We start from the raw sequence: 25874 nt of genomic DNA on the forward strand, positions 1-25874 counted from the left end.
TGGGTACTGCCGTGCATCGTATGCCTGGCGTCGCGCCCGCACCACTATCTAAATATAGGTTCCCCCGGGCCATCCCGCCCTGCAGGGTAGCGAGCGCTGCGGTAAAATACCTTTTGCTCACCCTGTTCCGACGACTCTTGATCGATCACTCCTCTTTGCCAGGCACCGTCATGCGCAGCGATACGGCAGCGATACGCGTCTTCATCGCCGACGACCACCAGTTGCTGCTCGACGGCATCGCCGCCCTGCTGCGCGCCTATCCCGGCGTGGCGCTGGTGGGCCAGGCCACCGATGGCCAGCAGGCGGTGCAGCAATTCGACGCGCTGCAACCCGATGTCACGCTGATGGATTTGCAGATGCCGCGCATGAGCGGCCTGGACGCCATCGACGCCATCCGCGCGCGCCATCCGCAGGCGCGCATCATCGTGCTGACGACCTACAAGGGCGATACCCAGGTGCTGCGCGCCATCCGCGCGGGCGCGTGCGGCTATGTGCTGAAAAGCGCGCTGCGCCACGAATTGCTGGCGGCGATACAGAACGTGCACGCGGGGCGGCGCCACATCACGCCCGAAATCGAGGCGGAACTGGCGCTGTATGCCTGCAGCGACGTGCTGTCGAACCGCGAACTGGACGTGCTCAAGCAGGTCGCGCAAGGCAATTCCAACCGCGAAACGGGCGCCCTGCTGCAGATCAAGGAAGAAACCGTCAAGGCGCACATGAGCACCATCCTGGCCAAGCTGGGCGCCAGGGACCGCACCCACGCCGTCACCATCGCGCTACGGCGCGGCATCCTCGACGCCTGAACGGCGCCAGCGCCGCCACCAGCGGCGCAGCGGGCCGTGCCCTGTGGACCAGGCGCGGCGCGCCGGCACCCGCAGACGCCACTGCGTGCCGCCCCCGTCGCGCCCGTCCACCGACAGGCGCGCACCGAGCCTGGCGGCGCGCTCGCGCATGCCGGGCATGCCCCAGTGTCCGGGAATCTGCCCATGCGCCGCGACCACCGGCGGCAAGCCCTGTCCATCGTCGCGCACGAGCAGTTCGATGCCGCCGCGCGCATAGCGCACCGTCACTTCGACCACCTGCGCGCGCGCATGCTGGAAGGCATTGCGCAGCGCTTCGCTGGCGATGCGGTAGATTTCGTGCGCGGCGCGCGCGTGCAGCTGACGCGCCTCGCCTTCCTGCGCATAGCGGAACACGATGCCGTGCTGCGCCGCCAGCCGCTCGCCTTCGCGCCGCAGGATGGCGCTCCAGCGCGCGCCGGCATCGTCGCCGGCGCGCAGGTCGTGCACGTGGTCGCGCCCCTCGCCCAGCATGCGGTCGGCGTCGTCGAGCGCGCGCAGCATGGCGGCGCGCGCGGGATCATCCTCGGCGATGGCCATGCTGGCATTGTGAAAGTGCAGGATCATCGCCTGCGTGCCCTGCAGCAGGGTATCGTGCAGCTCGCGCGCGATGCGTTCGCGCTCGGCCTGCTGCGCCTCCATCCGCGCCTGCAGGCGCGCAGCGTGCTGGCGCAGCCGCCAGCGGCAGGCGCCGTATGCGCCCGCCAGCAGCGCCGCCGCGCACAGGCTGCGGAACCACCAGGTCTGGTAAAAGGCGGGCAACACGCGGAACGGCAGTTGCGCCAGCGTGCTGGCCACGCCATCGCCATTCAAGGCCATCACCTGGAAGCGGTAGGCGCCCGGTTCCAGGCCCGTGTACTGCGCCTGGCGCCGCTCGTCCGCGTTCTGCCAGTCCTTGTCATACCCTGCCAGCCGATAGCGGAAACGCAGGCGCGCAGGCGTGCCCAGGCTGCTGGCATTGTAGGTAAACTGCACGTCGCGCGTGCCGGCCGGCAGATGGTCGTAGTCCGCCGCCGCCACCATTGCGCCATGCGCCAGCAGCGCGGCGATTTCCGCCCGCGGCGCAGGCAGCGGCGCCGCGGGCTGCAGCGGGTCGATCCAGAAGGTGGCGCTTTGCCGCGAAAACCAGATCTTGCCGTCCCCCGCTTCGGCAACGGAGCGGTCGTGCAGCATGCCGATGCTGCCATTGAGCCCGTCGGCGGCGTCGTACACGCTGGCCTGCATCGCATGGTCGGCGTCGCGCAGCGCCCGTTCCACCTCGCTGGCGGCGATGTGCGCGGCGCCGACGCCATTATTGAGCCACAGGCCGCCGTCGCGCGCGCGCAGCAGGCCCACCACGCCCTCGACGGCAGCGGCGGGCACGCTGCGCAGTGCCGTAAAATGGCCGCCACGCCACAGCGCTACGCCACGCTGTCCGCCCGCCCACACCTGGCCCCGGTATTCGCTCAGCATCGGTACCTTGCCCAGGTCCAGCCCCTGCTCCGGGCCGTAGCGGCGCAAGCGCCCCGCTTCCAGCATGGCCAGCGTGCCATCCGGATAAGACAGCCACAAGCGCCCGGCCGCGTCGGCCAGCAGCGCCAGCGGCACGCGCCGCCCGCCATCGGGCAGCAAGGGTTCGCGCCGCCACGCCCCGTCGCGGTACTGGAACACGCCGGCGCCGCTGAAGACGCCCCAGATGCTGCCATCCGGCGCCACCACGCCCGCGCGCATGCGCTTGACCGCTGCCGCGCCAGGCGGATAGGCCAGCGTGCGCAGCACGCGCCCGTCGCCGCTGTCGAGCAGTCGCATGCCGTCGCTGCCCGCCACCCACACGCCCTGCGGCGCGTCCATGATGGCGCTGACGCGACCGAGCGCCGGCGCGCGCAGGACCTGGCCGTCGGCCCGCGCCAGCAGCAGCGGCGCCACGCTGTCATCCTTCGAGAGCCACATCGCGCCGGCGGGGCCGGCAACCATCTCTTGCGTGCGAAAGACCTCGGGCACCGCCGCCCCCTGGCGCGCGCGCAGGACCACGGGCGCGGCCTGGCGAAAGCGGTCCAGGCCGGCATAGGTGGCGGTCCAGACGTTGCCTTCATTGTCCTCGCACATGGCGCTGATCCAGGCATTGCTCAAGCCATCGCCGGGCAGGAACGATTCGGTGTCGCTGCCGATGCCCAGCTGGCGCGGCCCCAGCGTACCGGCGCTGCGCGTGCGGTGCAGGCCAAACTGGCTGTCGAACCACAGCGTGCCCTGGCGGTCGACCAGCATGCTGCCGCTGGTGCCGCTGGTGTCGCGGTAGATCCAGCGGTGGTCGAGCCGGTCGTAGCGCTCGAGCGAATCGATGATGCGGATGCCGCGCTGCTCCAGCAAATACAGGCGTCCGTCCGGCGCCTGCTGCGGCGGCGCGCGCAAGTCCAGGCTGCCGATGGGCGGCGCGAAACGCGCCTGGCCCGGCTGCCAGAGAAACAGGCCCTGCTCGCTGAACACGCCCAGTTTGCCATCGCGGTCGGCAAACACGGCCGATGCCTTTTGCGCCGTATAGCCCTGCGCCGGCCCCATCGCCTGCCAGCGCCGGCCGTCAAAACGCGAGATGCCGGACACGCCGGCCGCCCACAGGGCGCCGCTGCCATCGCTGGCAAAGCCCCAGATGGAACCGGCCTGCACGCCCTGTTCTTCACCGTAGTTGCGCACCACGCCATCCTTGACGTGGCTGATACCGCCCACCTGCCAGCCTATCCACATGCCGCCGTCCGTGGCGCGCCTGAGCGCCACGGCCACGGTGTCGGGAAAACGGCCCTGGCGCGCCTGCAAGGGCATAAAGCGCAGGCCGTCAAAGCGGATGACGCCCGCATGCGTACCGAGCCACAAAAAACCATCGTTGCCCTGCGCCATGGAGCTGATATCGTCCGGCGCGCCATCCCTGGCCGTCCAGCTGGTGTGCTGCAACTGATGCATGCCGCGCACCGCATCGATGGCCATCCCGCAAGGACTGGCCAGCATCAATGCCAACCATAGCTGGCAGGCGCGCGCGAGCACGGTCAGGCAGCCGGCACGGCCACGCGGTCGCTGCGGCGTTGCACGACGATCAGGACGCCCAGCAGCAGCAAAGGCACGGCCAGCGCCACGAAGCCCAGCGCCAGGTAGGCAAAGGCGGCGGCGATGGCGCCCAGGGCGAAGGCCAGCAGCGGCCAGAAGAACTTGCCGCAGCGCGCATGGGTGGCGTCATCGGCCGCGCCGCGCAGCACGTCGACCGTATCGAGCACGATCTGCGTCACATTGCCCGTCATCATGGACGTGGGCGCCAGGTGCGCCAGCAGCAGACGGCTGGTAGCGCTGTGCACGCCCATGGCGGCCGTGCCCAGCAAGCCTGCCAGCATGGCCAGGTCACCGGCATCGTTGCCCACCGGTTCAGCCAGCATGCCGAACAACATGAAACCTGCCAGCAGTACCCACTGCAGCAGGAACGCCAGGGTCAAGGCCGGGCCGCCACGGCGCTCGATGGCCAGCACCATCAGGCGCGTGGCGACAATGCCTGCAATAAAGGCGGGAAAAGCGAGTATCTTGAGCAGGATGGGGATGCGCGTGGGCTCGGCCAGTGCGGCGCCGATCAGCACGAAGTTGCCCGTGACATGGGCTGTAAACAGGCCGAACAGGGCGATAAAACCCAGGGTATCGACGTAGCCTGCCAAAAATCCCAGGCTGGTGCCGAACAGGCGGCTGTGTGGTGGCTGATCCATTTATAAAACTCCTGAAACGATGCAAAGACTGTAAAACGCGCCCGGCCATGGCCCCGGCGCCGCTGCCTGCATGGTAAGCCATGCGGCCGGCCGCCGCCCCCGCCATTCGGCCAGTGCGCCACGGGCCACCTGATCTTTTGGCCCGTGTCCCGGCGCCGCCCGCCCGCTACACTGACCGACGTGACTTTCGCGCCGCGCACGCCGGCCCTCCCGCACCGCAACCATGGAGCTGCACCATGCCAGAACAAACCCTCCCCGCCACCGCGCCCTTGATCCTGCTCAATGGCCGCTTCCACACCGTCGATAAAAGCTGCCCGCAAGCGAGCGCGGTGGCCATCGCCGACGGCAAATTCCTCGCCGTGGGCGACCTTGAAGACGTCATGCGCCACAGCGCGCCCGACAGCCGCGTAATCGACCTCGGTGGCCGCACCGTCATCCCCGGCCTGAACGACTCGCACCTGCACCTGATCCGCGGCGGCTTGAACTACAACCTGGAATTGCGCTGGGAAGGCGTGCCTTCGCTGGCCGACGCCTTGCGCATGTTGAAAGAGCAGGCGCTGCGCACGCCGAACCCGCAGTGGGTGCGCGTGGTGGGCGGCTGGAACGAATTCCAGTTCGCGGAAAAGCGCATGCCGACCCTCGACGAGATCAACGCGGCCGCGCCGGACACCCCCGTCTTCATCCTGCACCTGTACGACCGCGCCCTGCTGAACCGCGCCGCCCTGCGCGTGGTCGGCTACGACAAGAACACGCCGAACCCGCCCGGCGGCGAAATCGTGCGCGACGGGGCCGGCAACCCCACCGGCATGCTGATCGCCCGCCCGAACGCCATGATTTTATATGCGACCCTGGCCAAGGGGCCAACCCTGCCGCGCGACCTGCAGGTCAATTCCACGCGCCAGTTCATGCGCGAATTGAACCGCCTCGGCCTGACCAGCGCCATCGACGCGGGCGGCGGCTTCCAGAACTATCCGGAAGACTACGCGGTGGTCGAGGAACTGGCGCAAAAAGAGCAGCTGACCATCCGCATCGCCTACAACCTGTTCACGCAAAACAAGGGCGCGGAACTGCAGGACTTCGAGAAATGGACGGAGATGGTCACGCCGGGCCAGGGCGACGATTACTACCGCCACAACGGCGCCGGCGAAATGCTGGTGTTTTCCGCCGCCGACTTCGAGGATTTCCTTGAGCCGCGCCCGGAACTGGCGCCCGGCATGGACGACGAACTGGAAAAAGTCGTGTGCCACCTGGTGTCGAAGCGCTGGCCCTTCCGTTTGCACGCCACCTATGACGAATCGATCGACCGCATGCTGACGGTGTTTGAAAAGGTCAACCGCGATATCCCCTTCGACGGCCTGACCTGGATGTTCGACCACTGCGAAACCATCACGCCGAAAAACATCGACCGGGTCAAGGCACTGGGCGGCGGCATCGCCATCCAGCACCGCATGGCCTTCCAGGGCGAATACTTCGTCGACCGCTATGGCGCCGAGGCGGCCAAGGCCACGCCGCCGATCGCGCGCATGCTTGCCTCGGGCGTGCCGGTGGGCGCCGGCACCGACGCCACGCGGGTGGCCAGCTACAACCCGTGGACGGCGCTGTACTGGCTGGTATCGGGCCGCACCGTGGGCGGCTTGCGCCTGTACGACGCCGGCAGCCGTTTGTCGCGCGACACGGCGCTGGAACTGTGGACGGCGGGCAGCGCCTGGTTCTCCAGCGAGCAAGGCAAAAAGGGCCGCATCCAGGAAGGCATGCTGGCCGACCTGGCCGTGCTGAGCGCGGACTTTTTCAGCGTCGATGAAGAGGCGATCAAGTCCATCGAATCCGTGCTCACCATCGTCGGCGGCAAGATCGTCCACGGCCAGGCGGAATTTACGCCACTGGCGCCGCCTCCCATTCCGGTGTTGCCGGACTGGTCGCCCGTGAACAACGTGGCCGGCCATTACCGCGCCGCGCCGCCGCAAACGGCCAGCGTCATGCAACAGCACCAGTGCCAGGGCGCCTGCGGCGTGCACGCCCACGCCCACGACGTGGCGCGCAAGAGTTCCGTGCCCGTCTCCAGCCATTCCGGCTTTTGGGGCGCGCTGGGCTGCAGCTGCTTTGCGTTCTGAGGCGATGATGAGCAAATCGATCCTGCTCGCCGCCGCGCTGGCGGCCGCCTTCTCCGCGCAGGCGCAAGAAGGCGTGCAGCTGTACGGCCGCCTGAACGTGGCGCTCGAAGCGCTGCGCTCGTCCGGCAGCGGCGACAGCGTGCAGCGCCTGTCCAACAACCGTTCCGTGCTCGGCTTGCGCGGCAGCGAAGCGCTGGGCGGCGGCTGGCAGGCGCTGTTCCAGGTCGAAGGCACCTTGTCGCCCGACACAGGCGCGGGGTCCATCGCCGCGCGCGACACGCGCGTCGGGATTGCCGGGCCATGGGGCACGCTGTTTGCCGGCAACTGGACCCTGCCCTACAACAGCGCCACCTCCGCGCTCGACCCGTTCTACCCCACCACGGCCGGCTACATGAGCCTGATGGGAAATGGCTCGGCCTCGAACGACAGCAACACCAGCAACACGTATTCCTTCGACCGGCGCCAGCAGAACAGCGTGCATTACTGGACGCCGCAGTGGCAGGGCTGGTCGCTGCGCGTGGCGCGCGGCATGGGGGAAGAGCGGCCCGCCAGCGGCGCGCGGCCGGCCCTGACGTCGGCCGCGCTGCTCTATGATGGGGCGGCGTTCTATGGCACCGCGGCGCATGAAGTCCACCACGACTACCAGGGACGGGGGCTGACCGACCATGGCAGCAAGCTGGCCCTGGCCTGGCGCATCGACAGCGCCACGCAGCTGGCCCTGGCGCTGGAAAGCCTGCGCTATGCGACGCCCACGGGCGAACTGCGCCGGCGCACGGCGTATGTCTCCGCCACGCGCCAGTTCGGCCGCCATGGCCTGCGTTTCGGCCTGGCCCACGCGCAAAGCGCCACAGGCGGCGCGCTGGAAACCATCGGCACGGTACGCGCTGGAGCCGGCACGGGTGCCACCCACGCTACCGCCGGCTACGACTACCAGCTGTCGAAACGCAGCAGCCTGTATGCCTATTACACGCGCCTGGCCAACGGCCGCCACGGCATCGCCGGCTTTGCCATCAACAGCCTGGGAAGCGACGCGGCAACCAAGGGCGGTACCTTGTCGGGCGTGGCGCTGGGAATTCGGCACAATTTCTGATCTCGCGGTTTTCGTGGACAGCCCCGCGCGCGGCGGGTACAGTCAATCTTTGACAAACAGCGCGGATATCCAGTGACCAGCACCATGCAGCGAACATCAGCGCCGCCGCGCAGCGACTGGGTCAAGTGCGACGCGCCGGTACAAGGGATCGAACGCATCGAGGCGTGGTTCGAGGGCAAGGCCTATGCCATGCACCGCCACGACACCTATGCCATCGGCCGCACGCTGGCGGGCGTGCAGCGTTTCAGCTACCGCCGCGGCCAGCGCGACAGCCTGCCCGGCAATACCATGGTCCTGCATCCCGACGAGGCGCACGATGGCCAGGCGGGTACTGAGGCCGGCTTCCGTTACCGCATGCTGTATATCGAACCGGCGCTGTTCCAGGACGTGCTGGGCGGACGCGCGCTGCCCTTCATCGAAGGCGGCGTGTCGAGCGATCCCCGCCTGGCGGCGGCCACCTCCGCCTTGCTGCCGCGCGACGGCCACCGGCTCGACGCACTGGAACAGAGCGAGGCGCTGGCCGAACTGGCGCATGCGCTGGCGGCGGCGGCCGGCACGCCGGCACAACGCTTGAGAGGTGACTTCCTGGCGGCGCGACGCGCGCGCGACTACCTGCAGGCGCACTGCACGCAGGCCGTCACCCTGGCGGAACTTGAAGCGGCAACGGGACGCGACCGGTGGAGCCTGTCGCACGACTTTCGCGTGTTCTATGGCACCAGCCCGTACCGCTATCTGACGATGCGGCGCCTGGAGATGGTGCGGCGCCTGCTGCTGGCTGGCGCCACGCTCGCCTCGGCCGCCATGGCCGCGGGCTTCGCCGACCAGAGCCACATGACGCGGCATTTCCTGAAAACCCATGGACTGACGCCTGGCCGCTGGCTGCGCTTCGCCGGCGGCACCGGCAAGGGCTGAAAACACCCACGATCGTTCAATACGGCCGGCAGGCGCCTGCGTATTCTGGCGGCATCGCCACTTGAACGGAGCACAGCATGTCTATCACCACCACCGCGCGCGGCCAGGGCCTGTCCATCGACCTGGCAGGCAAGATCGCCCTGATCGAGGGGCACTGGCAGCCGCGCGTCATCGCCGAAATGAATGACTACCAATTCAAGGTCGTCAAGGTACACGGCGAATTCCAGTGGCACCGGCACGCCGATACGGACGAAACCTTCATCGTGCTGGAAGGCGAATTGCGCATCGCCCTGCGCGGCCCAGGCTACGCGGAAGGACACGCCATCGTGCTGCGAGCCGGCCAGATGGCGGTGGTGCCCGAGGGTGTCGAACATAAACCGTGCGCCCTTGCCGAAACCAGGCTGCTGCTGATCGAGCCGCGCGGCGTGATCAACACGGGTGACGGCGACTCAAGCGAGCGCACGGTGGAAAACGATCAGTGGATCTGACGCCGGAAATGACAGACAAGGCAGCAGACAACAAAAAACCCGCTGACTTTTGCAAGTCAGCGGGTTTTCTGATGAAACCTGGTGCCGTTGGCCGGAATCGAACTGGCGACCTTCACATTACGAATGTGCTGCTCTACCAACTGAGCTACAACGGCGAAGACCCACATTCTACAAACAATGCACAAAATTTGCTAGTGTCAATGCGATCTTTTTTCATTTTTTTTTAGCGGCCCGGCTGCAGACCGCTAAAAATCGTGCAAAAGTGCGGGGTTTACTCCGCGTGGTAGGCCGTCACGCGGGCCACTTCGTCCTTCGAGCCGAGGAAGACCGGGACGCGCTGGTGCAGCTTGTGCGGGGCGATGTCCATGATGCGCTGCTGGCCGTCGGTGGCGGCGCCGCCAGCCTGTTCGACGATGAAGGCCATCGGGTTCGCTTCGTACATCAGGCGCAGCTTGCCCGGCATCGAAGTGTCGCGCAGGTCGGCCGGATACATGAAGATGCCGCCGCGGTTCAGGATGCGGTGCACGTCGGCCACCATCGAGGCAATCCAGCGCATGTTGAAATTGGTGCCGCGCGGGCCCGTGTCGCCGGCCAGCAGTTCGTCGACATAGCGCTTCACGGGCGGATGCCAGTGGCGCGCGTTCGACATGTTGATGGCAAATTCCTTGGTGGTCGGCGGAATCTGCATATTGCTTTGCGTGAGCACCCACGAACCCATCTCGCGGTCCAGCGTGAAGCAGTTCACGCCATTGCCGAAGGTCAGCACCAGCATGGTTTGCGGGCCGTACACGGCGTAGCCGGCCGCCACTTGCTTGCTGCCGGCCTGCATGAAGTCCTGCTCCGTCGGCTCGCCCATGCCTTCCGGCGCCTTCAGCACGGAGAAAATGGTGCCGATCGAGACGTTGACATCGATGTTCGACGAGCCATCGAGCGGGTCGAACAGCAGCATGTATTCGCCCTTCGGATAGCGGTTCGGGATCGGGTGGATCGATTCCATTTCTTCCGACGCCATGGCCGCCAGGTGGCCGCCCCATTCATTCGCTTCGAGCAGGATCTCGTTGGAAATGATGTCGAGCTTTTTCTGGACTTCGCCCTGCACGTTTTCCGTGTCGGCCGTGCCCAGCACCTCGCCCAGCGCACCCTTGCTGACGGCGTGGCTGATGGTCTTGCAGGCGCGCGCCACCACTTCGATCAGCAGGCGCAGTTCGGCCGGAATGCTGTTGTTCGAGCGCTGTTCTTCAACCAGGTATTGCGTAAGACTGATGCGTTTCATGAATTCCCTTTTGTTTTGGTGTTTATTTTTTCTGGCCCAACCCGACAGCAAAAAGCTGGGGTCAGACCCGGCGGGGCTGCCCCCGGAATTAGTTGGCAAGCGCCTTGCTGACCACTTCCATCACGTCATTCGACAGGCTGGCCTGGCCGGCGACTTGCTCCAGCGCCGTGCGCATGTGGCCTTGCAGGGCGGGCACGTAACGGCGCCAGCGGTCCATCGAGCGCGCCAGGCGCGCCGCCACTTGCGGGTTCAGGGCGTCGAGGGCGATGACCTGCTCGGCCCAGAACGCGTAGCCGCTGCCATCCGCCGCATGGAACTGCGACGGATTGCCATTCGTGAAATTGAAGATCAGGCTGCGCGCGCGGTTCGGATTTTTCAGGGTGAACGCCGGATGCGTCATCAGCTGGCGCACGGCTTGCACGTCCGTCGATGGCGCCGCGGCCTGCATGGCAAACCATTTGTCGACCACCAGCGCCTCGTTCTCGAAGTCGCTGTAGAAGCTGGCCAGGGCCGCCTGCGCGTGCGCCGTGGAACCGGAATGGATCAGGGCGCCCAGGGCTGCCGCGCGGTCCGTCATGTTGCCGGCGCTGTCGAACTGCTGCTGCGCCAGCGCCAGTTCCTGCGCGCCCGGGGCGATCAGCAGGTAGGACAGGGCCAGGTTTTTCAGCGCGCGCTTGCCGGCCGACAGGGCGTCGGGGCTGTATTCGCCCGGCGTCTGGTTGGCATGGTACTGCGCCAGCAATTCCGGCTTCAGGGCCGCCGCAATCGTGCGGCGCATGAACTGGCGCGCCGCGTGGATCGCCTGCGGGTCGACTTGCGCCATGCGCTCGGCGATGATGGTTTCCGACGGCAGGATCAGGGCCAGCTCGCGGAAGGCGGCGTCCAGCGTATCGTCCACCAGCAGGGCGCGCTGCGCGGCGATGAAGGTGTCGTCCAGCGCCAGCGTCTCGCCGGCGGCGACCGCACTTGTCAGTTTCAGCAGGCGTTCCATGGCCAGGCGCTGGCCCGCTTCCCAGCGGTTCACCGGGTCGCTGTCATGCCGGAACAGGTGCAGCAACTGGTCGTCGGTGTATTCGTATTCCAGCACCACGGGAGCGGAGAAATCGCGCAGCAGCGACGGCACCGGCGCTTCTTCCACGTTCTTGAAGCGGAAGGTCTGCGACGCCTCGGTCAGCTCCAGCACCACGCTGGTGGCGCCATTCGTCTCCACGCCATCGACGTGCAGCGGCAAATCGCGGCCATCCGCGCCCAGCAAGCCTACCGTGACGGGAATGTGGAAGGGCAGCTTTTCCGGCTGGCCCGGCGTGGCGGGGCAGCTTTGCGACAGGGTCAGCTCGAACGTCCGGCTGGCAGCATCATGGCGCGTGGCAGCCGTGACGACGGGCGTGCCGGCCTGGCTGTACCAGCGCTCGAACTGCGTGAAGTCGCGGCCATTCGCGTCGGCCATGGCGGCGCGGAAGTCGTCGCACTGCACCGCCTGGCCATCGTGGCGCTCAAAGTACAGGTCCATGCCCTTGCGGAAACCGTCGCGGCCCACCAGGGTCTGGTACATGCGCACCACTTCGGCGCCCTTTTCGTAGATCGTGACCGTATAAAAGTTGTTGATCTCGACGAAGGAATCGGGACGCACCGGATGCGCCATCGGTCCCGCGTCTTCCGGGAACTGCGCCTGGCGCAGGGTGCGCACCTGGTCGATGCGCGTGACGGCCCGGCCCGTGTCCGTGCCGATCATGTCTGCCGAGAATTCCTGGTCGCGGAACACCGTCAGGCCTTCTTTCAGGGACAGCTGGAACCAGTCGCGGCACGTCACGCGGTTGCCCGTCCAGTTATGAAAATACTCGTGGCCCACCACCGCCTCGATGCCCGCGTAATCGACGTCGGTCGCCACGCGCGGATTGGCCAGCACGTATTTGGTATTGAAGATGTTCAGTCCCTTGTTTTCCATGGCGCCCATGTTGAAGTCGCCCACGGCCACGATCATGAAGCGGTCCAGGTCCAGTTCCAGGCCGAAGCGTTCCTCGTCCCAGCGGATCGAGTTTTTCAGCGACTGCATGGCATAGTCGGTCTTATCGAGGTTGCCGTCTTCCACCCACACCTGCAGCAGCACTTCGCGGCCGGACTTGAGGGTGTAGCGCTCTTCCTGGCAGACCAGGCGCGCCGCCACCAGGGCGAACAGATACGAGGGCTTCTTGAACGGGTCTTCCCACTTGGCGTAATGGCGGCCATCGCCGAGGTCGCCCTCTTCGATCAGGTTGCCGTTCGACAACAGCACGGGATACTTGTCCTTGTCGGCGCGCAGCATGACCGTGTACTTGGCCATCACGTCCGGGCGGTCCGGGAAGAAGGTGATGCGGCGGAAGCCCTCCGCCTCGCACTGCGTGAAGAAGTTGTGGTTCGACACATACAGGCCGGACAGCGAGGTATTCTCCTGCGGCGCCAGCACGGTCTCAATATCGAGGGTTACCTCGTCCGGCGCCTTGGGAATGGTCAGCATGCCGGGCGTCAGCTTGTATTGCGACGGTTTCAGCACCTTGCCATTCAGGCGCACCATCACCAGTTCGATATGTTCGCCGTGCAAGTCGATGCTGCGGCTGGTGCTGGCCGGGTTGTGGCGCAGGCGGATCCGGCTCGCCACCACTGTGCGGGCGGGATCGAGATCGAAACCAAGTTCGACGCTGTCGACCAGGAAGCTGGGCGGCGTGTAATCTTTACGGTAAATCGTCTGAGGGCTGTCTGTGCGCATAGGGATTTGGGTGGGAGCGGAGGCAAAAACCTATTTTACCAACACCCGGCCCCGATAGGACCGATTCCGGCCTGAATCTGCCGTCAATCGCGCCGATTTCCGCCAGGTCTGTCAGATTCGCTTACCCGCCGACATGCTCGGTAACATTCTGTAATAATGCATGGAAACAAATGGAAGTATTCTTATAATACTAAGCGATGAATTGCGTCTACCAACAATGAATTGCAGCTAATCCAAGGAGATCATGCAATGAAAAGATATCTCACCATTATGATGGCCGCATTGACCATGTTGCTCACGGGATGCGCCACCACGATCCGCAGCGAAGTGACGGCATTCCATGAATGGCCGGCGCAATTGCACGACAAATCGTATGTCTTTGAAGCGCCGCCAGCGGAATATGACACGCTGGAATACCGCAACTATCAAAACCTGGTGCGCGCGGAACTGGAAAAACATGGCTTCGGCGAAGCATCCGGCCCTGCGGCAGCCAATTTGCGCGTGTCGATGGCTTTTTCGACGGTCGACTATCCCGAGCGCGTGATCCAGGCCACCGACCCATTCTGGTATGGCCCCGGCTACTGGCCGGGCCGCTACGGTTATCGCTATGGCGCATGGCCGGGCTACGGCCGCTTTGGCTATAACCCCTACTGGTATGGCCCGATGGAAGTGGAAGAAAGCGTGCGGCATAAATACGAGCGCGAACTGCGCGTGACGATCAATGACCGCAACGGCAAGAAACTGTACGACGTGACCGTGCAATCGACCAGCAACAAGCGCGCCACGTCGCAAGTGATGCCCGCCATGGTAGCCAGCGCTTTTGCCGATTTCCCCGGCCAGAGCGGCGTGCCGCGCAAGGTGGAAGTCAAGGTCGAATAAACGGGCAGTGGCCCATCGGGCAGTGGCACAAAAAAACCCGGCTGGCGCAGCGATGCGCCAGCCGGGTTTTTTCATGTGCGTGCTTTATGCCGGCGAATAATATGCTTCGGCCGACAGGGTAATGACGCCGATCAGCGCCACGGCCAGCAAGAGCACGATCAGCAGGCGGCCGAACTTCGGCGCGCCGTCGCTTCCACCTTCGCCGCTCATGGCACGATGATGGTCGAACCGGTGGTCTTGCGCGCTTCCAGGTCCGTGTGCGCCTGGGCGATATTGGCCAGGCTGTAGCGCTGGTTGATCTCGATCTGCACTTCACCGCTGCTGACGACGCCGAACAGCGACGTGGCCATCTCTTCCAGGTTGGCGCGGTTCGATGCATAGCTGAACAGGGCCGGACGCGTGAGGAACAGCGAGCCGCGCGACGCCAGTTCGGACAGCGTGAACGCCGGCACGGGACCGGAGGCATTGCCGAAGCTGACCATCATGCCCAGCGGCGCCAGGCAGTCGAGCGAGCCGATGAAAGTGTCCTTGCCGATGGAATCGTAGACCACGGAGACGCCCTTGCCGCCCGTGATCTCGCGCACGCGCTCGACGAAGTTTTCCGTGTTGTAGTTGATGACGTGGGTGGCGCCATGCGCCTTGGCCAGCGCCGCCTTTTCATCGGAGCCGGCCGTGCCGATCAGGTTCACGCCCAGCACTTTCGCCCACTGGCAGGCGATCAGGCCCACGCCGCCCGCGGCCGCATGGAACAGCACCGTGTCGCCCGCCTTCAGGGCCACCGTGCGGTGGAACAGGTATTGCACCGTCAAGCCTTGCAGCATCATGGCGGCGGCCGTGTCGAAGCCGATGCGTTCGGGCAGCACCAGCAGCAGGGCCGCCGGCAGGTTGCGCTGCTGCGCATACGCGCCGTTGATGCGCGCCGCATACGCGACCCGGTCGCCCACCTTCACTTCGGTGACGCCCTCGCCCACGGCTTCAACGATGCCCGCGCCCTCGACGCCGAGGCCGTTTGGCAGCGGCTGCGGATACAGGCCCGTGCGGAAATACACGTCGATGAAATTGAGGCCGATGGCCTCGTGCTTCACGCGCGCCTCGCCGGGACCGGGCGGAGGCAGTTCCACATCCACATATTCCATCACGTCCGGGCCGCCCACGCGCTGTACGCGGATGGCTTTGGTGGTAATCGTTGCGCTCACAATTAGGCTCCTTGGGAAAAGAATCGGAAAAATATCAGGCGGCCGAGGCAGCCCGCGCCTGCAGCTGCGACAGCACCAGGTGCGCCGAGGACAGATTCGTCGCGCACGCCACGTTGTGCACGTCGCAGGCGCGCACCAGGGCATTGATGTCCGGCTCGTGCGGCTGCGGCGTCATCGGGTCGCGCAGGAAGATCACGCAATCGATCAAGCCTTCCACCAGCAGCGAACCGATCTGCAAGTCGCCGCCGAACGGCCCGGAATGCTTGCGCTCGACCGCCAGGCCCAGCTCATTGATCAGGCGCCCGCCCGTGGTGCCCGTGGCCGACAGTTCACAGCCGCGCAAAAAATCCAGGTACTCGCCCGCCAGGGTAATCATGTCATCTTTTTTCTTGTCGTGGGCAATCAGGGCGATGCGTGTTTTCATGGTGGGAGCTTTTCAGTGAGTGGAAAGAATTATTTCTTTTTCGACAGCAAGTAAATTCCGGCCAGCACCAGGCTGGTGCCAGCCAGCTGCCAGTTGGTGATGGGTTCATCGAGAATCATGGCGCCCAGGAACAGGGTCGACACGGGGCCGATCATGCCCGCCTGCGAGGCGACGGGGGCGCCGATGCGTTCGACGGCGATCATCGTCATGAAGACGGGCATCACCGTGCAAAAGATGCCGTTCAACAGGGACAAGCCATACACGGGCATGGGCTGGATCAGCAGCTCGACGGGGCGCAGGATGAAGAATTGAAAGATGCAGGCAAAGCTGGCCACGCACATGGCGTAGGAAACAAGCCGCATCGAGCCGATGCGCTTGACCAGTTCACCCGAACCGAGCAGGTACACGGCATAGGCGCAGGCCGAGCCCAGCACCAGGGTCGAGCCGAGCGCCACGTTGCTGGCGCCGCCCTGCAAGTCATGCACGAACACCAGCACGATGCCGCAGTAGGACGTGAACAGGGCCAGCCACTGCAGGCGGCTGATGCGCTGCTTGAAATACACGGTGGTAATGAGCAGCACGAAGGTGGGCGTGAGAAACAGGATCAGGCGTTCGAGGCCCACGGAAATGTATTGCAGGCCAAGAAAGTCCAGATAGCTGGACAGGTAGTAGCCGACGAGGCCCAGGCCGACCAGGCGCAGCCGGTCGCGGTTCGACAGCGGCGGCTCCGTGCGCATCTGCCACCAGGCGATGACGGCGAACACGGGCAGCGAAAAGATCATCCGGAAGGCGATCAGGGTCACGGCATCGATCTGGTAGCGGTACAGCAGCTTGGCGACGATGGCCTTGGTGGAAAACAGCACCGCCCCGCCCACGGCGATGGCCAGGCCACCGAGGTAGACGGAACGGGGAATCGAGGGGGGTGTTGCTTGCGGGGAACTGGAGCTCATCTCCAGATTGTAAGGCAAAAGCCGGGGTCAGATCCCCTCGGGCGGCAGCGCAAGCCTCAGCGCTAGCCGTATGGAGGGTCTGACCCCGGCAGTTCGGCTTGGCTTTTAAGACACCACCACCGCCGCCGCGCCCGCCGTCACGGTGGCCGTCGTCACGCGCGCAATCACGTTCGACGGCGCCGCCGTGCCGACCAGTTTGTTCACCTGCTTGAACTGCGCCACCAGCTTGCCCGGCGTCAGGGTCACCACCGTGTAGCCCTGCGCATCCGTGTTCAAATGCTTGATCCACGGGTTGTTGCCCAGGCCGGACAATTGCTGCGCCAGCCCCAGCAGGGTCACACTGAAGTCAGTGCTCGCTTTCAAGCCGGCCTGCACGGCCGTCACCGTCGCCTCGAGCTGGGCTTCCGGCACGCCCTTGGCGGCCAAGGCGCCGCGCAGCTGCACGCGCAACTGCTCCAGCAGGCTGTCGACGCTCGGCGCCGCCTTGCCCATGGTGTAGTCGAGCAGGTTGACGTCGAGGCTGACCGTGCCCAGGCCCGTGACGGGGATGGCCAGCGGATAGCTGACGAGGGTGCCGATGTCGCCCATCGTGCCGGCCGCCGACTTCAGGTAGCTGAAGAAGGAATCGGAGCTGACGCCGGCCGAGACCAGGTCCACCATCACGGGCGTGCCGCCGCCGGCCGCGTCGAAATCGTCATTCACCGTGCCGGCAAAAAAGGAGTGGATATCGCCCGTGATGGCCACCACGTTGCCGATGGCGTTGGTCTTCAAGTGCGCCATCAGGTTCTTGCGTTCGCTGTTGTAACCGTCCCACTGGTCGCAATTGAGCAGGAAGCGCGTGAAGAACGGCGCCAGCGCCGCCTGCTGGCCCGAGGCGACGACAAAGCTCGACGCCGCCTGCTTGGCCAGCACGTCGGGCTTGATCCAGCCGAAGGCGATCACTTGCGCCGCAGCGGCCGGCGAGGCGCTGTTGTAGGCCGCCACCGTGATGCCTGCCTGCGCGGCGGAGAGCCCCGCGCCCACGGCGGCCGCGCCCTGCGCACTGGCGTTCGCTGCCGCGCCGGCAATGGCCATGGCCGCCGCCTGCGCCACGTTTTGCGCGGTGCCCGCCGTCGATGCGGCCACGATGGCGGACGCCAGCGGCACGCTGCCGCCCACCAGCGGCAAGGTCGTGGCGATGGCCTGGCCCACGGTCGACATGGCGCTCAGGGCCACCAGGGTGGCAATCGCATCCGTGCCATTCAAGCCCATGCGCAGCAACGACACCTCATTGCCCCACAGCTTCCAGGTCGACGTGGCCGCCTTCATCTTGCCCTTCCACCAGTCGCGCTGGGTGGTGCCCAGCATGCCGACAGCCGCCAGCGGGTCGGCGCCCGCCTTGCTGGCGGCGGCCATCTTTTGCCCTTCCACGCTGTCGAACAGCGGCTGCGGCACCAGGTAGCGGCTGCCGATGCTGCCCAGCGGCTTGCCCGTGGCAGGGTTGATCGACGCTTCGGGAATCGCATGGTCGGCGCGGTACAGGCGCTCGTCCGTCATCACCAGCTGCATCAGCTTGCCGAACTGGAAATCGCGGTAGATCTGGATATTCTGGAACGTCGTCGCGGCAGCATCGAACGTGACGTCGGCCGGCATGTATTCGAACCACGCCTGGTTGGCGCTGCGGCGGCGGGCCGGCTGGTGCAGGTCGCTGCCGTCGGCCGCCACGATGCCTTCGTAGGTGGAGGCGTCCTGCCAGGCATCGTCCGTGAACTCGTGGTCGTCCCAGATGGCGATGAAGGCAAAGCGCTCGTGCACGGCTTGCAGGCGCGCATCGGTGCGGTATTTCTTGTACAGGTAGCGGTAGTCGGCCACCGTGGTGGCATATTTCACGCCGGACGTGCCGCTCTTGAACGTGCCGTCGGGCAGTTTCAGCTGGTCGTGGCGGCTTTCCACGGCGCCGCTCTGGAACGCTTCGCCCACGGTTTCATAGATGTAGTCGCCCAGGTGGACGATGAAGTCCAGCGCCTCATTGGCGGCGATGTGCGACAGCGCGCCCCAGTGGTTGATGCTCCAGTCCTGGCACGTCAGGTAGGCGAACTGCAGCTGTGCCACGTCGGCCGTGGCGGCGGGCGCCGTCTTGAAGCGGCCCACGTTCGAGCGCACGTCGCCGGCGATGAACTGGTAAAAATACGCCTGGCCCGGCTGCAGGCCCGTCACCTTGTGGCGCAGGGTATTGTCGAAATCGGCCTTCAGCGGCAGCTTGGCGTCGACGATGGGCGTGCCGGCCAGGGCGGCATTGCTGCCGAGCGCGGCCGTATTGTCGGCGGCGCTGACGATCAGGCGCACGGCAACCTCTTCCTTGCCGGCGACGGCGGGCGCGACGGCGTCGAAACTGGCGGGCACGACGCGCGTCCACAGCATGGCGCTGTCGGCGCGCGGGTCGCCCGAGGCCACGCTTTGCGGGAATTTCCAGTCGCCGCCGGTGGCCAGGGGCACGCCAGGATCGCTGTAATCGGTGCTGCCGCAGGCGGCGAGGCCGGCGGTGGCCACGGAAACCGTGATGAAGCCGCCCAGTTTCAGAAACTGCCGTCTATCCATTTGACTTGCCATGATGTCGCGCCCTTAATCTTGATTATTGGAGTGGTGGGATGATGCATAACATGAAAGCGCGTCACTTTAACAACAAAATGTGTCGGCTTGATGACGGGGCCATGCCGCTTCGCAGGGGGGCAATATGCTAAAATGTCGGCCACAATTGAACACCCGTCTAAGGAAGATTCGACATGGCAGGACATAGCAAATGGGCCAATATCAAGCATAAAAAGGCTGCCACCGATGCCAAGCGCGGCAAAATCTGGACGCGCCTGATCAAGGAAATCACGGTCGCGGCCCGCATGGGCGGCGCCGATATCGCGGCCAATCCGCGCCTGCGCCTGGCAGTCGACAAGGCGGCCGACGCGAACATGCCGAAAGACAACGTCCAGCGCGCGATCAACCGCGGCAGCGGCGGCGTCGATGGCGCCAACTACGAGGAAGTGCGCTACGAAGGCTACGGCGTGGGCGGCGCGGCCGTCATCGTCGAATGCATGACGGACAACCGCGTGCGCACGGTGGCCGAGGTACGCAATGCCTTCAACAAGAATGGCGGCAACATGGGCAACGAAGGCTCCGTCGCCTTCATGTTCCAGCACTGCGGCCAGCTGCTGTTCGCGCCGGGCACCGATGAAGACAAGCTGATGGAAGCGGCCCTGGAAGCGGGCGCCGAAGACGTCATCGCCGACGAGGAAGGCGGCTTCGAAGTGCTGACTCCCGTGCACGATTTCGCCGCCGTCAAGGAAGCGCTGGAAGCGGCCGGCTTCAAGGCCGAAGTGGCCGAGGTCATCATGAAACCGGCGACGGAAACCGTGTACACGGGCGACGACGCCATCAAGATGCAAAAGCTGATCGATGCGCTGGAACTGCTGGACGACGTGCAGGAAGTCTTCACCAACGCACTCATTGAGAACTAAGTCGACAACCAAGCAGTACACCTCAAGGGCGGCACCGCCGCCCTGCAACCCACACTGAACGAACGGTCCCTATGAAAATTCTGGTAGTCGGCTCTGGCGGCCGCGAACACGCCCTGGCCTGGAAACTGGCCCAGTCCGAACGCATACAGATGGTGTATGTCGCGCCGGGCAATGGCGGCACCGCGCGCGATGCGCGCCTGGTCAATCTCGACATCAGCGACCCGCAATTGCTGGCCGACTTCGTTCAGCAGGAACACATCGGCCTGACCGTCGTCGGTCCGGAAGTGCCGTTAGCAAGCGGCATCGTCAACCTGTTCCGCTCGCGCGGCCTGAAAATCTTCGGCCCCACGAAAGAGGCGGCGCAGCTGGAGTCGTCGAAGGACTTCGCCAAGGCCTTCATGCAGCGCCACGGCATCCCGACGGCCGCCTACCAGACCTTCTCCGACGTCGCCCCGGCGCACGCCTACGTCGACGCCATGGGCGCGCCCATCGTCATCAAGGCCGACGGCCTGGCCGCCGGCAAGGGCGTGGTCGTCGCCATGACCCTGGAAGAAGCGCACCAGGCGGTCGACATGATGCTGGCCGATAACCAGTTCGGCGACGCCGGCGCGCGCATCGTCATCGAGGAATTCCTCGCCGGCGAAGAAGCCAGCTTCATCGTCATGTGCGACGGCAAGAATATCCTGCCGCTGGCCACCAGCCAGGACCACAAGCGCCTGAAGGACCACGACCAGGGCCCGAACACGGGCGGCATGGGCGCGTATTCGCCCGCGCCCATCGTCACGCCGGCCATGCATGCGCGCGTCATGCGCGAAATCATCGTGCCGACCATCCAGGGCATGGCCAAGGATGGCATCACGTTCACGGGCTTCCTGTACGCGGGCCTGATGATCGACGACAAGGGCACGCCGAAGACCCTGGAATTCAACTGCCGCATGGGCGACCCGGAAACGCAGCCCATCATGGCGCGCCTGAAAACCGACCTGGTCAGCGTCATGGAACACGCCGTCAACGGCACGCTCGATGCCGTGGAACTGGAATGGGACCGCCGCACGGCCGTCGGCGTGGTGATGGCCGCCGCCGGCTACCCGGACGATCCCGTGAAAGGCACGCCGATCGGCGACATCCCCGCTGAAACGCCTGATTCCGTCACCTTCCATGCGGGCACCCGCATCGAAGGCGAGCGCCTGGTCACCAACGGCGGGCGCGTGCTGTGCGTGGTGGGCCTGGGCGACAGCATCAAGATGGCACAGAAGCAGGCCTATGAAACCGTGGAAAAAATCCATTTCGACGGCGCGCAATACCGCCGCGACATCGGCTGGCGCGGCCTGAAGCACTGATCCGCCCTGGTGGCACACGGCAGGGCCGGCGCGGAGCTTCTCCGCCCCGGCCCTGTTTTTTTTCGTGCGTCGGCAATGCGGGCGTTGCGCTACCATGCTGCCTCCCTGACAAGTTTGCCGCCCATGACGACCCACGCCCACCCCGCCCTTGCCGCACTGCGCCAGCTTGGCCTGATCACCGCCACGGAACTCGACGAGGCCATGGATGAACTGGAGATCCTCGCCCTGGACGAGGCAGACGATGTCGACATGCCGCGCCTGGCCGCCGGCGCGGATGCCGCCACCGTCCTGGCCTGGCTGCTGCGCACGGACCTGCTGCCGCAGGACGCCTTTTTGCCTAGGGTGCGCGAGCTGGCGCGCCAGCATGGCGGCGCAGCCCTGCAGGAGCGCCAGCAGCTGGCCGCCGCCGCGCTAAAACTGGTCAACCGCCTGGCCGTCGACACCCTCTACGAGGAAGACCTGATCAACCAGTCGCAGCGCGACGCCGCCCACGCCAGCCTGCCCGCAGACCGCATGCTGGCCTCGCCGATTGCCGCCCTGCGCGACATGCTCGCGCAGGGCGCCTTGACGCCGCCGCAATTCGAGGCCCTGCGCGCGCGCCGGCACGGCTCGGCGCTGGCGCGCATCATCGTCGATGGCGCCGCGCGCCAGATCCGGCGGGAGCGCCCCTTCCATGCGCGTCCGGCAACCTGGCTGCTGGCCGCGCTGCTGCTGGCGCTGGCGCTGGCCTTGGCCGGGCGGGCCATCGTCGGCGGCCAGGCATCGGCGCCGCGCGCGCCAGGCATCACTGGCAGCGCCGCCGAACGCGGCGATCTGCAGCCGCGCGCCGCACACGCCGTCGAGAGTGCGCGCGCGCCCGGCGCGGAAGCGCAGCTGTCCATCACGGTGGTGCAGGACGGCGCCACGCCGCCGGCGCGCTAAACCACGGCACAAGTGCACAGCGCAAGCGCCGCCCTATCACAAAAACGCGTAACAGGGTACAATCCGTCCTTACTTTTTTATTTCGGCCTCGTCGGCCCACGCGATGTCGTCAACTCCCTCCCCTTCGGCCGTCAAGGCCTATTTGCTCGATTTGCAAAGCCGTATCGTGCAGGCCCTCGAAGCGCAGGACGGCAAGCCCTTCCTGACCGATGCCTGGCAGCGTCCCGAAGGCGGCGGCGGCATTTCGCGCCTGATCGAGGAAGGCAATGTGTTCGAGCGGGGCGGCGTGAATTTTTCGCACGTCACCGGCGCGGCGCTGCCGCCATCGGCGGCGGCGGCGCGCCCTGAGCTGGGCGGCAAGGCGTGGGAGGCGATGGGCGTGTCGCTGGTGCTGCATCCGCGCAATCCCTATGCGCCCACGGTGCACATGAACGTGCGTTTTTTCAGCACCGTGAATGCCGGCGGCGAACCCGTATGGTGGTTTGGCGGCGGCATGGACCTGACGCCATATTATGCCGACGCGGGCGACGTGAAGCACTTTCACCAGGTGTGCCACGATGCGCTGGCGCCGTTTGGCGAAGAGCTGCACCCGAAGTTCAAGCAGTGGTGCGACGATTATTTCTACCTGAAGCACCGGCGCGAAGCGCGTGGCGCCGGTGGCATCTTCTTCGACGATTTCAATGCCCTGGGCTTTGACGACAGTTTCGCCATGCTGCGCAGCGCCGGCGACGCTTTCATCGACGCTTATGTGCCGATCCTGGCGCGCCGCAAGGACACGCCTTACGGCGAACGCGAACGCGATTTCCAGTGCTACCGGCGCGGACGCTATGTGGAATTCAACCTGGTGTTCGACCGCGGCACGCTGTTTGGCCTGCAGTCGGGCGGACGCACCGAGGCGATCCTGATGTCGATGCCGCCCGTGGTCAAGTGGCGCTACGACTGGCACCCGGAAGAAGGCAGTCCCGAAGCGGCGTTGTATACTGACTTCCTCGTGCACCGCGACTGGCTGAACGCGTGAACCAGGGCGGCACGGCATGCGTGGCGCTGCTGGGCGGCAGCTACGATCCGGTGCACATGGGCCATGTCGCCCTGGGCACGCATTTTTCCAGCCTGCTGCACGCCGATGAATTGCGCGTGATTCCGGCTGGCGCGCCCTGGCAAAAAGGCAATCTGGGCGCCAGCGGCCCGCAGCGCGCCGAGATGGCCGGCCTGGCCTTTGCCGGCCTGCCCCTGCCCGTCGTGATCGACCGCCAGGAAATCGAGCGCAGCGAACATGGCCAGGCCAGCTACACCATCGATACCTTGCGCCAGGTACGCGCCGAGCTGGGGCCGCGCGCTTCCTTGGTTTTTCTGATGGGCGCCGACCAGCTGCAGCGGCTCGCGACATGGCGCGAATGGCAGCAATTATTTGAATACGCGCATATCTGCGTCGCGGCCCGCCCCGGCTTCGCGCTGAATGACACAGCAGTGCCGCAAGTGGTCGCCGACGAGTTTTCGCGCCGCCTGGGGACACTGGACAGCATCCGCAACACGCCGCACGGTCTGACTTATCTGGCACAGGACTTCGCGGTGGATATCTCCGCCACCGAAATACGTGCGGCATTACAACGGGGGAATCGGGCAAACCCGCTTGTTTCCCCGCTAGTGCTAGACTATATTGAACAACATAATTTATACAAAAGCTAAATGGACATCAAAAAACTGCAAACCCTCGTCGTTGACGCCCTTGAAGACGTCAAAGGCCAAGACATCGCTGTCTTCGAAACGAGCCACCTGACCAGCCTGTTCGACCGCATCGCGATCGTCTCCGGTACCTCGAACCGTCAAACCAAGGCGCTGGCCGCCTCGGTGCGCAACAAGGTCAAGGACGCCGGCGGCGACATCATCGGCATGGAAGGCGAGGACACCGGTGAATGGGTGCTGGTCGATCTGGGCGACATGATCGTCCACATCATGCAAGCGCCTATCCGCGCCTACTACCGCCTGGAAGAAATCTGGGGCGATACCCCGGTCAAGCTGGGTGCCGCCAAGCGCGCGCCGAAAAAAGCCGCCGGCGACGAGCCGAAAAAGGTCAGCGGCCATCTGGCGGCAAGCAAGGCCAACGTGGAAGCGGCGCCCGTGATCGAGAAAAAGGCGCCGGCCAAGAAAGCTGCGGCCACCACCGCCGCCAAGAAAGCCCCGGCGAAAAAAGCCGTCGCTTCCAAAGCCGTCGGCAAGACCGTGAAAGTCGCGCCAACCAAGACCGAGACGGCCGCCGTCAAGGCCTTGAAAGCGCTGCCGGAGAAAAAAGTGCGCGCCCCACGCGCGGCCAAGCCGGCAGCCGATGCTGCACCGGCAAAAACCGTGATCAAGCGTATCAAAAAAGTCGAAGCGTAAGCCTCGATGCAGCTCATCATCGCTGCGGTCGGCCATAAAATGCCGGCCTGGATAGAGACGGGCTTCGCGGAATACGCGAAGCGCATGCCGCCGGAATTGCGCATCGTGCTGAAGGAAATCAAGCCGGTGGAGCGTTCCGGCAGCAAGACCGCCGCCACGGCGATGGCGCTGGAACGCGAACGCATCGAAGCCGTCCTGCCCAAGGGCGTGCGCATCATCGCCCTCGACGAACGCGGCAAGGACCTGACCAGCGTCGGCCTGTCGCAGCAGTTGATGGCGTGGCAGCAGGATGGCCGCGACACCGCCTTTCTGATCGGCGGCGCCGACGGCCTCGATCCGCAACTCAAGGCACGTGCCGAAGGCATGCTGCGCATCTCCAGCATGACCCTGCCGCACGGCGTGGTGCGCGTGATCCTCGCCGAGCAGCTGTACCGCGCCTGGTCGATCACGCAAAACCATCCCTACCACCGCGTCTGAACCTCCCCATGAAACCGGCCGATAACAAGATCTATCTCGCCTCCAAGAGCCCGCGCCGGCGCGAACTGCTGCGCCAGATCGGCATCGATTTCGAATTGCTGCTGCTGCGCAGCGACGGCCCGCGCGGCGCCGACGTCACCGAGGAAGTCCTCCCCGGCGAGCCGGCGCTCGACTATGTGGCGCGCGTGGCGAATGAAAAAGCCGCCTTCGCCTGGGACCTGGTGCGCCGCCGCCACCTGACCCCGCGCCCGGTGCTGGCGGCCGACACCACCGTCACCATCGACGGCATCATCCTCGGCAAGCCGGCCGACCGCGCCGAGGCCGTGGCCATGCTGCAGCAGCTGTCGGGCCGCACGCACCAGGTACTCACCTCGATCGCCGTGCACTACAAGGATTTCGCCGAACAGCGCACGCAGATTTCGCAAGTGCGCTTCGGCGCCCTGTCGCCCGCCTCGATCGCCGCGTATTGCGCCACGCCGGAACCGTACGACAAGGCCGGCGCCTACGGCATCCAGGGCAGCGCCGCGCTGTTCGTCGAGCACATCGAAGGCAGCCATTCCGGCATCATGGGCCTGCCCCTGTACGAAACCGCACAGTTGCTGAGACTCGCAGGTTTGCCCCTGCCCTGATCCCGGGTATGATGTCATTCGTTGC

General features: G+C 65.7%; 23 protein-coding genes and 1 tRNA gene. 14 read left to right on the forward strand and 10 right to left on the reverse strand.

Features of this window, described 5'->3' with window-relative positions; translation table 11 throughout:
* The first annotated feature begins 170 nt into the window (after positions 1-170).
* Positions 171-803, forward strand: coding sequence for a response regulator (locus ACZ92H_RS03645; RefSeq protein WP_465048006.1), 633 nt, complete (start codon positions 171-173; stop codon positions 801-803).
* Here the strand turns inward: ACZ92H_RS03645 and ACZ92H_RS03650 are convergent.
* Both ACZ92H_RS03650 and ACZ92H_RS03655 read right to left on the reverse strand, forming a co-directional pair.
* On the reverse strand, positions 777-3815 hold the full coding sequence (locus ACZ92H_RS03650; protein ID WP_465048005.1) for a sensor histidine kinase: 3039 nt from the start codon (positions 3813-3815) through the stop codon (positions 777-779). The two genes, ACZ92H_RS03645 and ACZ92H_RS03650, sit on opposite strands and share 27 nt — an antisense overlap.
* A 38-nt stretch (positions 3816-3853) precedes the next feature.
* Complete coding sequence (locus ACZ92H_RS03655) at positions 3854-4552, reverse strand: YoaK family protein (RefSeq protein WP_465048004.1); 699 nt, start codon at positions 4550-4552, stop codon at positions 3854-3856.
* 236 nt (positions 4553-4788) lie between these two features.
* Between ACZ92H_RS03655 and ACZ92H_RS03660 the strand changes: the two genes are divergently transcribed.
* The 4 genes from ACZ92H_RS03660 (at position 4789) to ACZ92H_RS03675 (ending at position 9153) form a co-directional block, all read left to right on the forward strand.
* The gene (locus ACZ92H_RS03660; protein ID WP_465048003.1) at positions 4789-6663 is read left to right on the forward strand and encodes an amidohydrolase; all 1875 of its coding nucleotides are present in this window, start codon (positions 4789-4791) and stop codon (positions 6661-6663) included.
* A 7-nt stretch (positions 6664-6670) separates the two neighbouring features.
* The gene (locus ACZ92H_RS03665) at positions 6671-7753 is read left to right on the forward strand and encodes a porin (RefSeq protein ID WP_465048002.1); all 1083 of its coding nucleotides are present in this window, start codon (positions 6671-6673) and stop codon (positions 7751-7753) included.
* Positions 7754-7837: 84 nt separating this feature from the next.
* On the forward strand, positions 7838-8665 hold the full coding sequence (locus ACZ92H_RS03670; RefSeq protein WP_465048001.1) for an AraC family transcriptional regulator: 828 nt from the start codon (positions 7838-7840) through the stop codon (positions 8663-8665).
* Between the two features lie 77 nt (positions 8666-8742).
* On the forward strand, positions 8743-9153 hold the full coding sequence (locus ACZ92H_RS03675; protein ID WP_465048000.1) for a cupin domain-containing protein: 411 nt from the start codon (positions 8743-8745) through the stop codon (positions 9151-9153).
* Positions 9154-9232: 79 nt separating this feature from the next.
* Here the strand turns inward: ACZ92H_RS03675 and ACZ92H_RS03680 are convergent.
* From ACZ92H_RS03680 to pepN, 3 genes are all read right to left on the reverse strand, one after another.
* Positions 9233-9308: transfer RNA gene (locus ACZ92H_RS03680), tRNA-Thr, on the reverse strand.
* Positions 9309-9424: 116 nt separating this feature from the next.
* Positions 9425-10426, reverse strand: coding sequence for a class 1 fructose-bisphosphatase (locus ACZ92H_RS03685; RefSeq protein WP_077408194.1), 1002 nt, complete (start codon positions 10424-10426; stop codon positions 9425-9427).
* 88 nt (positions 10427-10514) lie between these two features.
* Complete coding sequence (gene pepN / locus ACZ92H_RS03690; protein ID WP_465047999.1) at positions 10515-13169, reverse strand: aminopeptidase N; 2655 nt, start codon at positions 13167-13169, stop codon at positions 10515-10517.
* A 249-nt stretch (positions 13170-13418) separates the two neighbouring features.
* Between pepN and ACZ92H_RS03695 the strand changes: the two genes are divergently transcribed.
* The gene (locus tag ACZ92H_RS03695) at positions 13419-14048 is read left to right on the forward strand and encodes a DUF4136 domain-containing protein (RefSeq protein WP_131371948.1); all 630 of its coding nucleotides are present in this window, start codon (positions 13419-13421) and stop codon (positions 14046-14048) included.
* An 84-nt stretch (positions 14049-14132) separates the two neighbouring features.
* On the opposite strand, the gene ACZ92H_RS03700 is transcribed toward ACZ92H_RS03695, so the two are convergent.
* The 5 genes from ACZ92H_RS03700 to ACZ92H_RS03720 form a co-directional block, all read right to left on the reverse strand.
* Positions 14133-14258 (reverse strand): hypothetical protein, encoded by a 126-nt coding sequence (locus ACZ92H_RS03700; RefSeq protein ID WP_465047998.1) that lies wholly within the window; start codon positions 14256-14258, stop codon positions 14133-14135.
* The gene (locus ACZ92H_RS03705) at positions 14255-15184 is read right to left on the reverse strand and encodes a quinone oxidoreductase family protein (RefSeq protein ID WP_465048442.1); all 930 of its coding nucleotides are present in this window, start codon (positions 15182-15184) and stop codon (positions 14255-14257) included. Before ACZ92H_RS03705 ends, ACZ92H_RS03700 begins: the two co-directional genes overlap by 4 nt.
* 94 nt (positions 15185-15278) lie before the next feature.
* The gene (locus ACZ92H_RS03710; RefSeq protein WP_131371955.1) at positions 15279-15668 is read right to left on the reverse strand and encodes a methylglyoxal synthase; all 390 of its coding nucleotides are present in this window, start codon (positions 15666-15668) and stop codon (positions 15279-15281) included.
* 29 nt (positions 15669-15697) lie between these two features.
* A complete protein-coding gene (locus ACZ92H_RS03715) occupies positions 15698-16618 on the reverse strand; it encodes a DMT family transporter (protein ID WP_131371958.1) in 921 nt (306 codons plus the stop codon).
* A gap of 105 nt (positions 16619-16723) precedes the next feature.
* Positions 16724-19195 carry an alkaline phosphatase D family protein gene (locus tag ACZ92H_RS03720; RefSeq protein ID WP_465047997.1) on the reverse strand — a complete coding sequence of 824 codons (2472 nt, stop codon included), beginning with the start codon at positions 19193-19195 and terminating at the stop codon, positions 16724-16726.
* A 185-nt stretch (positions 19196-19380) separates the two neighbouring features.
* Here ACZ92H_RS03720 and ACZ92H_RS03725 point away from each other — a divergent pair, with 185 nt between their 5' ends.
* The 8 genes from ACZ92H_RS03725 to ACZ92H_RS03760 all read left to right on the forward strand — a co-directional run bounded on the left by ACZ92H_RS03725 (position 19381) and on the right by ACZ92H_RS03760 (position 25849).
* Positions 19381-20106, forward strand: a complete 726-nt coding sequence (locus ACZ92H_RS03725; protein WP_092796020.1) for a YebC/PmpR family DNA-binding transcriptional regulator — start codon at positions 19381-19383, stop codon at positions 20104-20106.
* Positions 20107-20177: 71 nt separating this feature from the next.
* Positions 20178-21446, forward strand: coding sequence for a phosphoribosylamine--glycine ligase (purD, locus tag ACZ92H_RS03730; protein WP_131371964.1), 1269 nt, complete (start codon positions 20178-20180; stop codon positions 21444-21446).
* Positions 21447-21569: 123 nt separating this feature from the next.
* Complete coding sequence (locus ACZ92H_RS03735; RefSeq protein WP_465047996.1) at positions 21570-22367, forward strand: hypothetical protein; 798 nt, start codon at positions 21570-21572, stop codon at positions 22365-22367.
* 103 nt (positions 22368-22470) lie between these two features.
* Entirely contained in the window at positions 22471-23385 is a 915-nt protein-coding gene (gene hemF, locus ACZ92H_RS03740) for an oxygen-dependent coproporphyrinogen oxidase (RefSeq protein ID WP_465047995.1), read from the forward strand.
* Positions 23382-24053 (forward strand): nicotinate (nicotinamide) nucleotide adenylyltransferase, encoded by a 672-nt coding sequence (nadD, locus tag ACZ92H_RS03745; protein ID WP_465047994.1) that lies wholly within the window; start codon positions 23382-23384, stop codon positions 24051-24053. Before hemF ends, nadD begins: the two co-directional genes overlap by 4 nt.
* Positions 24054-24743, forward strand: a complete 690-nt coding sequence (gene rsfS, locus ACZ92H_RS03750; RefSeq protein WP_131371976.1) for a ribosome silencing factor — start codon at positions 24054-24056, stop codon at positions 24741-24743. It begins immediately after the preceding gene.
* 6 nt (positions 24744-24749) lie between these two features.
* Positions 24750-25220, forward strand: a complete 471-nt coding sequence (gene rlmH, locus ACZ92H_RS03755) for a 23S rRNA (pseudouridine(1915)-N(3))-methyltransferase RlmH (RefSeq protein ID WP_034747108.1) — start codon at positions 24750-24752, stop codon at positions 25218-25220.
* 8 nt (positions 25221-25228) lie between these two features.
* Entirely contained in the window at positions 25229-25849 is a 621-nt protein-coding gene (locus tag ACZ92H_RS03760) for a Maf family protein (RefSeq protein ID WP_465047993.1), read from the forward strand.
* Positions 25850-25874 lie beyond the last annotated feature (25 nt).

The sequence above is a fragment of the Janthinobacterium foliorum genome, assembly GCF_978021625.1.

Coding starts and splice junctions, on each gene's coding strand:
- ACZ92H_RS03645 (WP_465048006.1), top strand. CDS start 171: ATGCGCAGCGATACGGCAGCGATACGCGTCTTCATCGCCGACGACCAC.
- ACZ92H_RS03650 (WP_465048005.1), bottom strand. CDS start 3,815: ATGCTGGCCAGTCCTTGCGGGATGGCCATCGATGCGGTGCGCGGCATG.
- ACZ92H_RS03655 (WP_465048004.1), bottom strand. CDS start 4,552: ATGGATCAGCCACCACACAGCCGCCTGTTCGGCACCAGCCTGGGATTT.
- ACZ92H_RS03660 (WP_465048003.1), top strand. CDS start 4,789: ATGCCAGAACAAACCCTCCCCGCCACCGCGCCCTTGATCCTGCTCAAT.
- ACZ92H_RS03665 (WP_465048002.1), top strand. CDS start 6,671: ATGAGCAAATCGATCCTGCTCGCCGCCGCGCTGGCGGCCGCCTTCTCC.
- ACZ92H_RS03670 (WP_465048001.1), top strand. CDS start 7,838: ATGCAGCGAACATCAGCGCCGCCGCGCAGCGACTGGGTCAAGTGCGAC.
- ACZ92H_RS03675 (WP_465048000.1), top strand. CDS start 8,743: ATGTCTATCACCACCACCGCGCGCGGCCAGGGCCTGTCCATCGACCTG.
- ACZ92H_RS03685 (WP_077408194.1), bottom strand. CDS start 10,426: ATGAAACGCATCAGTCTTACGCAATACCTGGTTGAAGAACAGCGCTCG.
- pepN (WP_465047999.1), bottom strand. CDS start 13,169: ATGCGCACAGACAGCCCTCAGACGATTTACCGTAAAGATTACACGCCG.
- ACZ92H_RS03695 (WP_131371948.1), top strand. CDS start 13,419: ATGAAAAGATATCTCACCATTATGATGGCCGCATTGACCATGTTGCTC.
- ACZ92H_RS03700 (WP_465047998.1), bottom strand. CDS start 14,258: ATGAGCGGCGAAGGTGGAAGCGACGGCGCGCCGAAGTTCGGCCGCCTG.
- ACZ92H_RS03705 (WP_465048442.1), bottom strand. CDS start 15,184: ATGGAATATGTGGATGTGGAACTGCCTCCGCCCGGTCCCGGCGAGGCG.
- ACZ92H_RS03710 (WP_131371955.1), bottom strand. CDS start 15,668: ATGAAAACACGCATCGCCCTGATTGCCCACGACAAGAAAAAAGATGAC.
- ACZ92H_RS03715 (WP_131371958.1), bottom strand. CDS start 16,618: ATGAGCTCCAGTTCCCCGCAAGCAACACCCCCCTCGATTCCCCGTTCC.
- ACZ92H_RS03720 (WP_465047997.1), bottom strand. CDS start 19,195: ATGGATAGACGGCAGTTTCTGAAACTGGGCGGCTTCATCACGGTTTCC.
- ACZ92H_RS03725 (WP_092796020.1), top strand. CDS start 19,381: ATGGCAGGACATAGCAAATGGGCCAATATCAAGCATAAAAAGGCTGCC.
- purD (WP_131371964.1), top strand. CDS start 20,178: ATGAAAATTCTGGTAGTCGGCTCTGGCGGCCGCGAACACGCCCTGGCC.
- ACZ92H_RS03735 (WP_465047996.1), top strand. CDS start 21,570: ATGACGACCCACGCCCACCCCGCCCTTGCCGCACTGCGCCAGCTTGGC.
- hemF (WP_465047995.1), top strand. CDS start 22,471: ATGTCGTCAACTCCCTCCCCTTCGGCCGTCAAGGCCTATTTGCTCGAT.
- rsfS (WP_131371976.1), top strand. CDS start 24,054: ATGGACATCAAAAAACTGCAAACCCTCGTCGTTGACGCCCTTGAAGAC.
- rlmH (WP_034747108.1), top strand. CDS start 24,750: ATGCAGCTCATCATCGCTGCGGTCGGCCATAAAATGCCGGCCTGGATA.
- ACZ92H_RS03760 (WP_465047993.1), top strand. CDS start 25,229: ATGAAACCGGCCGATAACAAGATCTATCTCGCCTCCAAGAGCCCGCGC.